Annotated in this window: 11 protein-coding genes; 9 read left to right on the top strand and 2 right to left on the bottom strand. The window is 55.0% G+C overall.

The genetic code is table 11. The features are described 5' to 3' along the window. The first annotated feature begins 55 nt into the window (after positions 1 to 55). The 7 genes from LOY34_RS19965 (at position 56) to LOY34_RS19935 (ending at position 8685) form a co-directional block, all read left to right on the top strand. Positions 56 to 1390, top strand: a complete 1335-nt coding sequence (locus LOY34_RS19965) for a hypothetical protein (RefSeq protein WP_156160179.1) — start codon at positions 56 to 58, stop codon at positions 1388 to 1390. Next, positions 1387 to 2136: a hypothetical protein gene (locus tag LOY34_RS19960; protein WP_143013266.1), complete on the top strand. Its 750-nt coding sequence runs from the start codon at positions 1387 to 1389 to the stop codon at positions 2134 to 2136. Before LOY34_RS19965 ends, LOY34_RS19960 begins: the two co-directional genes overlap by 4 nt. A gap of 2 nt (positions 2137 to 2138) precedes the next feature. Continuing rightward, entirely contained in the window at positions 2139 to 3374 is a 1236-nt protein-coding gene (locus LOY34_RS19955; protein ID WP_195884790.1) for a hypothetical protein, read from the top strand. After that, a complete protein-coding gene (locus tag LOY34_RS19950; protein WP_195884789.1) occupies positions 3371 to 4666 on the top strand; it encodes a hypothetical protein in 1296 nt (431 codons plus the stop codon). Before LOY34_RS19955 ends, LOY34_RS19950 begins: the two co-directional genes overlap by 4 nt. 58 nt (positions 4667 to 4724) lie before the next feature. After that, a complete protein-coding gene (locus LOY34_RS19945) occupies positions 4725 to 5852 on the top strand; it encodes a glycosyltransferase family 4 protein (protein ID WP_195886040.1) in 1128 nt (375 codons plus the stop codon). A 194-nt stretch (positions 5853 to 6046) separates the two neighbouring features. After that, entirely contained in the window at positions 6047 to 7420 is a 1374-nt protein-coding gene (locus LOY34_RS19940) for an undecaprenyl-phosphate glucose phosphotransferase (RefSeq protein ID WP_082075420.1), read from the top strand. Between the two features lie 26 nt (positions 7421 to 7446). Continuing rightward, on the top strand, positions 7447 to 8685 hold the full coding sequence (locus LOY34_RS19935; protein ID WP_143013267.1) for an O-antigen ligase: 1239 nt from the start codon (positions 7447 to 7449) through the stop codon (positions 8683 to 8685). Between the two features lie 78 nt (positions 8686 to 8763). Here the strand turns inward: LOY34_RS19935 and LOY34_RS19930 are convergent, their stop codons facing one another. After that, the gene (locus LOY34_RS19930; protein ID WP_195884788.1) at positions 8764 to 10068 is read right to left on the bottom strand and encodes a right-handed parallel beta-helix repeat-containing protein; all 1305 of its coding nucleotides are present in this window, start codon (positions 10066 to 10068) and stop codon (positions 8764 to 8766) included. 220 nt (positions 10069 to 10288) lie between these two features. Here LOY34_RS19930 and LOY34_RS19925 point away from each other — a divergent pair, with 220 nt between their 5' ends. Both LOY34_RS19925 and LOY34_RS19920 read left to right on the top strand, forming a co-directional pair. Beyond that, positions 10289 to 10603 carry a helix-hairpin-helix domain-containing protein gene (locus LOY34_RS19925; protein ID WP_045195325.1) on the top strand — a complete coding sequence of 105 codons (315 nt, stop codon included), beginning with the start codon at positions 10289 to 10291 and terminating at the stop codon, positions 10601 to 10603. A gap of 151 nt (positions 10604 to 10754) precedes the next feature. Then, on the top strand, positions 10755 to 11549 hold the full coding sequence (locus LOY34_RS19920; RefSeq protein WP_093380462.1) for an SDR family oxidoreductase: 795 nt from the start codon (positions 10755 to 10757) through the stop codon (positions 11547 to 11549). 30 nt (positions 11550 to 11579) lie between these two features. Here the strand turns inward: LOY34_RS19920 and LOY34_RS19915 are convergent, their stop codons facing one another. Then, entirely contained in the window at positions 11580 to 11747 is a 168-nt protein-coding gene (locus tag LOY34_RS19915) for a DUF2897 family protein (RefSeq protein ID WP_010224101.1), read from the bottom strand. Positions 11748 to 11913 lie beyond the last annotated feature (166 nt).

The following is an 11913-nucleotide window of genomic DNA, read 5'->3' as shown; positions in this document are numbered from 1 at the left end:
TGGGACGGGTTTTCCCACTGCGCAGTCTATCGCGCTTAAAGGCTTCTGCTGACCTATGAACATTCTAATGGTAGAGAATAGGTACAAAACCTATTTCTGGGATGCGCTGGCGCAGCAGTTTATTGCTGATGGACACACTGTCCGCTGGGTTGTGCAGAATCCGCTATTCACCCCGATCCATGGCCAAGCCACGGTGATCGCGTTCCCGCGGGGCAGCAACCTCACCCCATTAGCAAACGATGAAGTCTGTACCCGTACATGCAAGTCGGATCGTTTGCTCAACTATTTTGGCGGCCAACCAACCCATTACAACTATTACAAGTCCGCCATCTGGCAGGCGCTGGATCAGGCCAAGCCCGACTTGGTCATTGGGGAGGCTACGCTTTTTCATGAGTTGTTGGCGGTAGAATGGTGCAAGCAGCATCAGGTACCATTTTTCCACCCGTCCATGCCAGGCTATCCGGGCGGGCGTTACAGCATCTATGCAGGGGATAGCAAAGAGGCGATCGGTGTGTCGACGGATTGCCCGACCGATGAAGACTGTTTTGCACTTGCTGAAGCCATACGCAAGCGGGAGAAAGTCCCGGATTACATGCGTCCCTCGTTGCCTTCGGACCCAGGGCGAGTGTTTCCGATCCATGGATCCTGGCCCAATCGGCTGACACTGATAAAAAGTTACCTGAGTGGGGAGCGCTTCAATACGCCGTCGCCGCTGAAAAAGTGGCGATTGGACAAGGCGGTCAAAACCCGCCTGGCTCGTTGGGCCCAGATAAGTAGCGGGCGATTCCATCTGCAAGCTGAACAACACTACCTGCTTTACCCCATGCAGATGCAACCGGAGTCCAATCTGGACTTGTGGGGGCAGGCGTTCCGCAATCAGGCTGATTTAATCGGCGCCTTGGCCCAGGCGATACCGGATAACTGGAAGCTGCTGGTCAAGTTGAACCCCAAGACCAAGTACGAACTGGATGACGCGTTGCTTGAGCAAGTCATGCGCAGGGACAACATTGTTCCAGTACCTTACGAAGTGGCGATGGGGGAATTGCTTGAGCACGTAACGATGATCTGCACCGTTACCGGCACCATTGCCGTGGAAGCGGTTCTTTCGCGCAAGCCACTGGTTCAATTCGGTCCCGGCATTCTCTCTGGTGAGCCTGGATATGTTCAACTGCAAAACGTTGAATGCATTTCGCAGGTGATCAGAGACGTCGAGTCTGGAGCATTCCCTCTTGCAGATGACGCCGCCCGAACGCACTTGGTCAAAAAATTGTTCACCTCGACGTTCACCGGTTTGGTTTCTGACCCTGCATCATTGCCAAGCGTTCTTGATCCGAGCAACGTCCAGACCATTGCGCGTAACTTGCTGCAAGTGGCGGAGCGATGCGAATGAAACAGGTATGTGCATCGCTATTGGGCCTGTGTTTACCTGCCAGTGGGCTGAAAAACCTGATATTGCGCGCATTGGGTTGGCAAATTGGATCAGGCTGCCGGATCGGATTTTCCTGGATTCGCGCTGATTCGATTGTGCTTGGTGAACGCGTTTCTATTGGCCATGGTAATTACATCGTTTGTAAAAGCCTGGTGATGCGCCCGGCTTCATACATCCAATACTTTAATCAGGTCAAAGGCGACATCTGGGTGTTTCTGCTGGCCAATGCCGCTCTTGGAAACTTCAACAAAGTGTACCGGGGACGCCGTGGTGTGACCTGGGGGCGAGCTGTTTTCAGGCTGGGGATCTACTCGAAAATCACCTCGCGGCATACGGTCGACTGCACGCGAAGTGTTCGCTTTGGCGATTACTCGATTTTGGCGGGGTCTGCCAGTCAGATCTGGACTCATGGCTACATGCATGCGCCTGAAGGGCTTGATCGATTCCGCGTGGATGGCAGTGTACGGGTCGGTAACAACGTGTATATCGGTTCGATGTCGGTGATTAATGCTGCGGTCAGCATCAGCAACGGAGTGACTGTAGGTGCTGCATCTTGTGTTTCCAAGTCCTTGCCAAAACCCGGTCTGTATGTGGCACAGCCTTTGCGCTGGATTGCCCTGGACTATGAGCAAGCTCAGACTCGCCATTCCAAAGTGCAGGTCAAAGGACTGGTAGAGCGGGTCTATCACAAGAAACCGGGGATTTAGTCTTGCTCAGACATGCCAAGCACCTGTTTGCCCAGGCAAGCATTTTTGCGCTGTCGAAATCAGCGGTCTTGCTCGCGCCGTTTTTTGCCGCCTGGAGCTTGAGTACAGGCGAGTACGGCGCTGTCGAATGGTGGCTTTCGGTCTCGATGGTAGTCGGGCCTGTGCTCGCGCTGGGTATGCACGGGGTGATCGCGTATGGGACCTTGGGCGGATCCTTGACGCAACACCTCAGTAGCGCTACCGCTTATGTCCTTGTGGCTAGCACGGTGGTCATTGTAGTGAGTTGTTCAGTGTTTTATCTGGCTTCGCAGCAATGGCTAATTTTTGCCACCGTTATTGGTCTGCAAAGTGCCATTGTAGTGTTGCAGTTGGCTATTTCGGCCCGAATGAAAGCATTGGGCAAAGGTGCTGTGGCGTCGTTGTTCGAAAGCACAGTGTACCTTACCCTGTTAGTGGGCCTGGCAGCCCACTGGCTGGGGATGGACTTCCTGAATGTTTACGTCAAGATCATGACCCTGTGCGGTGGGGTGATGGGGGGAGTTCTGCTCTGGATTTCACCACGGCCTCAGCGCGATGCGTTGAATGTGCGGGCGATGAAAGGTGCACTCCTGCAGAGTTACAAGTTTCTGATTGGTGGCGTCCTAATGGCCGCGTTTATGGGGGGGCCAAGAATTTTGCTTGGACTGCTCGACGACGAAACCGCTGTGGCTACGTTCTCGATCGTGTTCCGTTGGCTATCCATCGCGATTGTCGTTCACCAGTTCATCAATACTGTATTTTTCAAGCGCGTTTACGGCGGTGCGGTGAAGTACAGAAGCGCGGCGATCATGGCCAGTGTGACACTGGTTGGGCTCGCTGCGTTGATAATTGCAATGGCGCTTGTGTTTATCCCCGGGGAGCAATTGGGATTGCCTTGGCCATTGTTCGAGGACCGCTGGCTGATCGCAACTATGGCATTGGTGATGGTGTTCTGGGCCGCTAGCGCAAGTCTGGAGGGTGTCCTCGGAAGCGCAGCCCGCCCAGGCCTGCAAACGCTTAGTGTGGCCATGGGAGGCACTACCTTTTTGGCATTCACAGGTATTGGTGTCTGTCTCGGAGTCACTGACTTCAAGTGGCTGGTTTCGCTCGCTTGGATTATCGGATTTTTATCGATCGTGTTAATGCAGTTACGCTGGGTAATGAAATTGGGGCTGTTCGCCTTCACCCGAGGAAATGCATTAAAAGTGGGGTCGCGATGACACCATTGTTCATAAGGCTCGCGGTGTTTCCGCCTTATCGGATTTTCCTGTGGGGCGGTTTGTGCTGTGTGTTGATCTGGTTGTGTGCCCCTATTGATTACTCGTACGAGGCAGGACCATCGTCGCTTTTTATCCTGCTCTCATATGTGTATCTGTTTCTCCTGACGTTGTTTTTTGCGTGCGGGCAGATGCGGGCGCGGGTACTGACTTTTGAATGCGAGGCAGGTTCGATTAGCCGCCTGGTCTGGCTTATCTATGGCCTCGGAAGTATCGGCTTGCTGTTGCGTGTTATTGAGCGGATCTTTATGCGGGCCGGTGGAAACCTAAGTTCAGATTTCATGGAGAACCGTGAGCTGATTGCCTCTGGAGGTTCAGGCAGTCTTGCCTTGTTAGGTGGGGTGTTATCGTCATTCTTTCTGTTCTTGCCCATCTTTATCTGCATGATGCGCGTGGCTGGTGCTCGCCGTTGGTATCATTTTCCGATGTTGTTTTGCTGCCTATTATTCGCCGTGTTCGACATGGTGATTCAGGGCTCGCGAAGCATTTTGGTGGTATTTATGGCGACTTCGTTAATGTCAGCATTGATGACGGGATATGTCCGCTTGTCTCTCAGGAATCTGGTTCTCGGGGTAGTGGTGGCGATCGCCTTTATTTGGTTGGGTGGCATGGTTTTCTGGATCCGGACCCAGCAAATGGGCATGGATCCGGTGGCATCAATGGAGCTTTCCGGGTATGCGCGATTCGCTCCGGCCAGCGCGCAAGTGGTGGACTACCTCGGACAAAACGATAGTTCGGGGCTCGCTGGTCTGGTCTATGCGCTGACCCATTTTTCCCAGTACATCACCCATGGGTTATATGAGTTTTTCTATCTCACCTCATTGGTTGATGGCGCAAGTACTTATGGGCTGCACAGTTTTTATATTCCCGCCAAGATTGTCATGGCCGCTCTCGGCAAAGGTGATATTGAGGATGTGTTAAGCGCTGGAGTTATCCGCCCCGGTGTTTACACGACACTCTTCGGGCCTGTGGTATATGATTTTGGCATCTGGGGCGGTGCGTTGGCCTGTGTGGTTTTTGCGTCCGTGCTCGGCCTGGTCGCCAGGGCCCTGCGGTATCGGCGTCTGGCCTGGTTGCCGATGTACCTGATTTTTTGTTCGTTCTTGCCGTTCTTTCTGGTCGTCAATCTGTTTGTCAGTGGTATCGGGCAGTACGCAATGATTGCCGCGGTGCTCCTGGGATTGATACTCCGCGTGTTCTATTCAACGTTGTTCAAAGCGTCTGACACGGTGTAACAGGCAGTCGCGGCAATACATTGATTTTTTGAAAATTTGCGATGGTGATGTAGTGAATATCAGGGTAGCGGTTGTTCATGATTGGCTGGTGACATTCGCGGGTGCAGAGAAGGTGTTGGCTGAAATTATCAGTCTCTGGCCTCAGGCAGATCTGTTCTCTGTGGTGGATTTCTTTTCTGACGCCGAGCGTAAGAAGATCGGTGGCAAAGTTGCCACGACGACCTTCATCCAGCGTCTTCCACAGGCCCGCAAGCGCTATCAACTGTACTTGCCGTTGATGCCACTGGCGATTGAACAACTGGACCTGTCGGGTTATGACCTGATCATCAGCAGCAGCCACGCGGTGGCCAAAGGGGTGATGACCGGCCCTGACCAGTTGCACATCTGTTATTGCCACTCACCGATCCGCTACGCCTGGGACCTGCAGAACCAGTACCTGATCGAGTCCAACAAGAGTGAAGGGCTCAAGGGCTGGCTGGCCCGTTACCTGCTGTTCAAAATTCGCAACTGGGACGCGCGCACGGCCAACAACGTCGAGCATTTCGTCTCCAACAGCAATTACATCGGCCGTCGCATCGGCAAGGTCTACAAACGTGAGGCGACCACCATCTACCCGGGGGTGGATGTTCAGGACTTTGCTTTCACGCCTGACAAGGAAGACTTCTACCTGACCGCTTCGCGCATGGTCCCCTATAAAAAAATGGACCTGATTGTCAGGGCCTTCAGTGCCATGCCCGACAAGAAACTGGTGGTGATCGGCGACGGGCCGCAGTTCGATAAAGTCACGCAGGCTGCCGGACCGAATGTGCAGGTGCTGGGGTATCAGCCTTTCGAGGTCCTGCGTGACCATATGCAGCGGTGTCGGGCATTTGTGTTCGCTGCCGAGGAGGACTTTGGCATCACCCCGGTCGAAGCCCAGGCTTGCGGCACGCCGGTCATTGCCTTCGGTAAGGGCGGTGCCCTCGAAACCGTCGTCGAGGGGAAAACCGGGATGTTTTTCTATGAGCAGACCGAGGCTGCGATTCGTGCCGCCATCAGCCAGTTTGAAAGCGCTGGGGATTTTGATCCGGCAAGCATTCGTGCGCATGCCGAACAATTTGCTCCCGAGATTTTTCGAGAGAGGTTCAAGCGTTTTGTCGATGACAAGTGCCAGACGTTTTTCGCTGGCTGGCGACACCATCAATAACGTGTGATGAAAGCTGGTGCTGTCGGGAGCAGACCAGCAGCCAGTCAACTTCGGGTTGGCTGCATCGATGGCGATCATGGGCAAAGAACCCAGGCGCCATAGGGCAATAACAAGCAACATTTTTATAGGACTTCCGGGGCGCGGCCAAGAGGCCGTCAGGCTCCGGAATGGGGGAGGATGTGTAGGGTATGGAACTGATCAATCGTTATCAGCCCACGTTTTCAGAGCGCTATCCGGTACCGTTCGTTGTAGCGTTGCTGGATATGTTGATTGTTATTGTGGCCTCCTTGCTTGCCCACGATTATCGATTTGCAACGTTTGACATGGCAGGCCGCTACAACACCACGACACTGCTGATCGCGGCGGTTGTTGTCCTGTGTATCACCTTTGGCGGCGGCTATGGATCGCAACGTGGCGTATCCATCTGGCGACAACTGGGCATTCTTCTGGCGTGCTGGTGTCTTGCTGCGGGAATCTTGTTGTCGCTGTCATTCTTCTTGAAAGTGTCGGGTAATTACTCGCGGATATGGTTTTCTTCGACCTTGATTCTGGGCGCAGTATTCAGCCTGTCGTTTCGCGTGATCGTTTATCTGGTCTTGCGCCAGCTGCGATCTTCGGGGATGAACCTGAAGTCTGTTTTGCTGGTAGACACCGGTGGCGAAACGGCACGGCGCTTGAACCGTACACGCAAGTTGAACGAGTTTGGCTTCAAGGTGGCGACGTCCTTCAACTATCGGGCAGACGAAAGCTGGTTGGCCGAGCTGGTCGAACAAGTTGAAAGGCATGGGGCTCATGAAGTCTGGCTGTGCTTGCCGCTTAGCGAGGGCGGCGGTATTCAGGCGGTAATGTACGCCTTGAGGCATCACACGGTGGCAGTACGCTTCATTCCGGAGTGGGGCGATATCCGCTTGCTCAATCATCGGGTCAGCTACATTGCCGGGCTGTATTCGCTGGACTTGAGCTGCAGTCCGATCGACGGGCCGGCGCAGATCGTCAAGCGCCTGGAAGATCTGGTGGTCGGCGGCCTGATCAGTCTGATGATCCTGCCGGTATGTGCCGTCATCGGCATTGTGGTCAAGCTCAGCTCGCCTGGCCCGATGTTGTTCAAGCAGTACCGCACTGGGATCAATGGGGTGCGCTTCAAGGTGTACAAGTTCCGTTCGATGGTCGTCCACGATGACAAGGACGTAACCCAGGCGACGCGCAACGATATGCGTGTGACCAAAGTGGGCGCGTTCTTGCGGCGCACCAGCCTTGACGAACTGCCACAGTTCTTCAATGTCCTTCAGGGGCGCATGTCTCTGGTCGGGCCACGTCCTCATGCACTGGTACATAACGAGTATTACAAGGACCTGGTCGAGTCTTATATGCAGCGGCACAAAGTCAAGCCGGGTATCACCGGTTGGGCTCAGGTCAGCGGTTTTCGTGGTGAAACCGACACCCTCGAGAAGATGCAGAAGCGGGTGGAGCATGATCTCTGGTACATCGATAACTGGTCGCTGTGGCTGGACCTGAAGATCATTGCCAGCACCGTGTTCAAGGGGTTCATCAACAAAAATGCGTTCTAGAAGGCGGTTTGATGTGAGTGTTGACCATGGGTAGCTACTGGAATGATGACAGTCGTTGGCGGTACCTGACAGGCTGGGTGTTGGCACTGGGCTTGTTCGTGCTGATCAGTGGCAAGGTATGGTTGACCTCAGGGAGCGCGCGTAACAGTCAGGTGTATTTCTTCTTGCTGTTGCCAGCCCTGATCTACCTGGTGGCCGTTGTCGCGACCAGAAGGGCCCGGCTGCCAGGTGTGTGTTATTGGGTGTGGGCGAGTTACCTGGTCTGGGTGGCGCTTTCCGGACTGTGGTCATCGGGCAGTGAAGTGGATGCCCTCGCGTTAGCCAAGCGCGGCCTATTTATAGCGTTGTTCATGGTCGCGGTACATATGCTTGTCGATAGTTCGCCTCAGGTGTTTCGCAGGGTGTTATCTGGTGCAGTGATCGTGGTTGCACTCGGTGCCTTGGCGACCCTGTACTTTCAGTTTTACTGGCTTGATCGCTCCTTTCACTACCGTGCTTTTCGGCTGGATCGACTGGGGATCGGTGAATTTGCCAATTACCGTTATCCTGTGGCCGCCGGGATGTTCCATGGTGCCATCGCCAGTTGGGCGTTTGCCCTCGCTGTTGATAGAACGGCATCGCTACGCAAGGCCGTTGTCTGGATGCTGGTGTTTATGGTGCTTGCGGCCTATGTGCTATTAACCTACGCACGAGGTGCGTGGATTGCGCTGGCGGCAAGTTGCTTGTTGGCAATCCTCCTCCAGCGCTCAAGGCTAGGGTGGTGGCTGTTTAGCGTGGGCCTGGCTGTCGGGCTGGTGGCTGCTCTTATCTGGAAAGATCACTTGCTAAACGAGCTTCTGACGCGCCGGCTTTCTGGTCGTAGCCCCATCTGGGAGTATTTTTTCTCGAGCATGTCAGGCTCATGGATCGCAGGCCATGGGCTCGGTACGCCCTTTGCTTACCATTGGCCGGACGGCAAGACAGTCTCACCCCATGCCCACAGCCTTTATCTACAGCAGGTGTATGACAGCGGGTTGGTTGCAGTGGGGCTTTTATTGGCGGGACTCGGCTGCGTTATGAAAAAAGCCTGGAAAATGCGCCATGATCCATTGGTATGTCTGGCGTTGCCAGCGTTGTGCTATGCGCTGATTGTCATGCTTACAGACGTAGAAAGGATCTACACGCGGCCAGGGGATTACTGGACTATTGTCTGGCTGCCATTGGCGGTACTGCTTGCCGTTACCCAGCGGGGCAGAGGGCTTGAACGTTGCGCCAAGAACGACTGAAGTCAACGTGACTGTCGATATTGTTGGTATAAAAAAGTCGCCCGCTGGCGACTTTTTTATACGCATGTACCGAACTACTTAAACTTCGCTGAAATGCAGTACTTGACCGCCTTTATCGCTTACAAACTTGCCGACTGTATTATTGGCGTGATGGAGTACCGTGCCTTCACCGGCAACCCGCACTGACGTCCCCTTGGTGTTGCCTTCACTGCAATGTTCCATCCAGACGGTGCGTACACCTTGAGCTCCGAAGTTCATCGGATGCGTCCCCAGACTTTCCTCGCAGTGCACGCCATACCACCAGGAGATGCCTTGGCTACCGGCACCGGCACCGCTGTCGACGATATTAGGGCCAAACGATTTGCGAATGTCACAGCCCATGATGACGGCCAGCCCGCTATCATTCATCGATAAACCGCTTTGGCTGTTACGCGTGGAGCCGTATGTATCTACATCGCCGGCGTACCTAACCTTGGTATTGATAACGATGTGCTTGGGTTGGGTATCACCGCTTTTACGTGAGACCAAACCATGGTCGCGGCTACGATAGATTTCGCAGCCATCGAGAACAACATAGCCGCCTTCGTTGGCGATACCTGAACCCGGGGAATACCAGAATGCGCAGTTCTTGAAGACTGCCTTGGACACCAGGCCAGAGGCATTCAGTACCCATGGCAGGACACCGAGGAACAGTATGTTTTCGAAATAGGCTTCACCGCCTTGTACGCGCATTGTGGTAGTGCCGGGCTGGCGATACACAATGCTGAGGATATCCTTGAGTGCGTCGACGTTAGTTGCAAGTTTTTTGCTGACATAGAGCGTGCGTTCTTTCTGATCAAAGAACCAGCCTTCCTCGCCAGCCTGTTCCAGGTCGGCGAACTCGCGCAGCGGCTTTGGCCGGGAGTATTCGTCCAGCACATTCGATACAGTAACGGCCCGTGGATCGGAGCCGGCCGGAATCAACGCGCGGTAAAACTTGCCGCCCTGGGCCCAGTCGAGCGCTTTGGGCTCAGGCCCCGGCGCGCGGATGACGGTCAGCTTGCTCAGGTCAAACGGGCCTTGGTTTGGATTGCTGGCGCCAATGAAACTGCGAGCACTGGCACCCGAGCCGTTGTCGATGCGGATCTGGAAAGGATCATGCGCGCCGGCTGCCAGCGACTCGGCATCGGCCGACGGCAGCATGGAAATCTTGTCCATGATCTTGGCCGCGTCTTTACTTACTGTAACGGTTCCATCGGCATTCAGGGCCAGCAAGTCAAACGGCAGCCAGTCCATGCCGGTTGGTGTTTTAAGTGCATTCGACGAACCCGAAACAATAACTTTCGTGGCGATCCCTGCCAGGGCAACCACGCCCAGGCCAACAATAAATTCCCTTCTACGCATTTGACTCCCCCTCACAAAGTGCGCGGGAGTTTACTACATCTGTTGTAGTGGGGCGCGTTTGCACAAGCGTTTGTGCTACAGCTACGCTCGAATACTGTTGAGACTTGTTTGGTAAAACAATCCGCTGTGGACACATTTGCGCCGACTCTCATGCCGGTCTAGGTTTCGGTAGCAGCCAAGGAAATGCTGCTCTGCAAATTCATAGCCAAGGAGTTTCCCCATGCGCAACACCGTCCTGTCGTACCTCTTTCTGCCACTGTTTACTGCCGTCTCGCTTTCGGCAATGGCGGCGCAACCACAAGTCGAGCCGACGGCCGCCATGGTCACTTTGCCGGTTGCCAAGCTCGACTTGAACCAGGCCGATGCCACAACCCTGCAAACCACCCTGACCGGCATTGGCAAAACCAAAGCCGAAGCCATCGTCGCCTACCGTGATGAGCACGGCGCCTTCACCTCGGTGGATGAACTGCTCGAAATCAAGGGTATTGGCAAGGCACTGCTGGATCGCAATCGGGACAAGCTCACGGTCAATTGATCACCCACAGGGAAGGAGCCGGTCATTGACCGGCTTTTTCTTGGCTGTGCGATGCCTTTGGTCGGCTCGGGTTGATAAAATATTATGATCATAATATTTTTATCTGGCGCACTTGTTCCTCTCTTTCGTCGAGCCTTTGGAGATCACTGTCATGTCGAATTCTTCATTAACCACTACGGCACTGGTCACCGGTGCATCGTCAGGAATCGGTGCTGTCTACGCCGAGCGCCTGGCTGCACGCGGGCACGACCTGCTTCTGGTCGCACGGGACGGCCAACGCCTGCAGGCGCTCGCGAATGAGTTGCAGGCTCGTCATGGCGTAAGTGTCGAAGTGCTGACTGCGGACCTTGTCGAAGCCGCCGACCTTGCCCGGGTCGAGAAGCGTCTGCGTGACGACCACCGCATTGCGGTAGTGGTCAACAATGCTGGCATCGCCCTGCATGGCACCCTGGCGGAGGTTACCGCGCAACAGATCGATGCAGTGGTCGCACTCAACATCGTCGCTGTCACCCGCCTGGCCTCTGCTGCTGCGACACAGTTCGCCAACGCCGGCCGGGGGACCCTCATCAACATCGCTTCAGTCGTGGCCCTGGCGCCGGAAATGTTCAACGCCGTCTATAGCGCGAGCAAGGCCTATGTCCTGAGCCTGACCCAGACGCTGAGCGGTGAGTTGAAAGACAAGGGGATACAGGTTCAGGCTGTACTGCCCGGGGTGACCCGTACGGAAATCTTCGAGCGTTCAGGCCTTGACGTGAACCAGATCGACCCGCAGATGGTGATGGAAGTAGGGGAGATGGTTGACGCGGCACTGAGCGGGCTGGACCAGAACGAGCTGGTAACCATTCCTTCATTGCCGCAAGCGGCGGATTGGCAGGCGTACATCAAGGCGCGGGATGCGCTGGGGCCGAATCTTTCGCGCAGTTCGGCGGCGGCGCGCTACAAGTAACGCCGTGCGTTGCCGGGCCGTGCAGAAGGCTCAGCGATCCTGCGCATCCTTGGCATCCATCTCGGCATTGCGCTCATGCACACGTTTGAGCTGCTCCTCGGTCAAGGGCAGCTTTTTCGCGGTATCGCGCAGCAACATCAGGCCACCGACGATGGAGCCGATTGCGAGCACCAGAATCAACCAGGCATACCAGGGCATGTAATTCTCCTTTTAAACAGCAAATCACACTGCTTCACTAAATTGGAGCCAAAGCATCATTCATTGGTTCAATTATAGGGGCAGGGGTGGGCCGCGGCCATTTCGCGATCATCGGCCCCCCACGGGCCGCCGCTTCGTTTACAATGCGCGCCGTTCAAGACTTGCC

This window comes from Pseudomonas sp. B21-009 (assembly GCF_024749345.1).
In the GTDB taxonomy this organism is placed as follows: Bacteria; Pseudomonadota; Gammaproteobacteria; order Pseudomonadales; family Pseudomonadaceae; genus Aquipseudomonas.
The sequence above is the reverse complement of the archived record's forward strand: the minus strand, read 5'-3'. Positions and strand labels throughout refer to the sequence as shown.

Excerpts from the sequence above, each read along its gene's own strand:
- LOY34_RS19920 (WP_093380462.1), top strand. The coding sequence starts at position 10,755 with ATGTCGAATTCTTCATTAACCACTACGGCACTGGTCACCGGTGCATCG.
- LOY34_RS19935 (WP_143013267.1), top strand. The coding sequence starts at position 7,447 with ATGGGTAGCTACTGGAATGATGACAGTCGTTGGCGGTACCTGACAGGC.
- LOY34_RS19925 (WP_045195325.1), top strand. The coding sequence starts at position 10,289 with ATGCGCAACACCGTCCTGTCGTACCTCTTTCTGCCACTGTTTACTGCC.
- LOY34_RS19915 (WP_010224101.1), bottom strand. The coding sequence starts at position 11,747 with ATGCCCTGGTATGCCTGGTTGATTCTGGTGCTCGCAATCGGCTCCATC.
- LOY34_RS19950 (WP_195884789.1), top strand. The coding sequence starts at position 3,371 with ATGACACCATTGTTCATAAGGCTCGCGGTGTTTCCGCCTTATCGGATT.
- LOY34_RS19960 (WP_143013266.1), top strand. The coding sequence starts at position 1,387 with ATGAAACAGGTATGTGCATCGCTATTGGGCCTGTGTTTACCTGCCAGT.
- LOY34_RS19965 (WP_156160179.1), top strand. The coding sequence starts at position 56 with ATGAACATTCTAATGGTAGAGAATAGGTACAAAACCTATTTCTGGGAT.
- LOY34_RS19930 (WP_195884788.1), bottom strand. The coding sequence starts at position 10,068 with ATGCGTAGAAGGGAATTTATTGTTGGCCTGGGCGTGGTTGCCCTGGCA.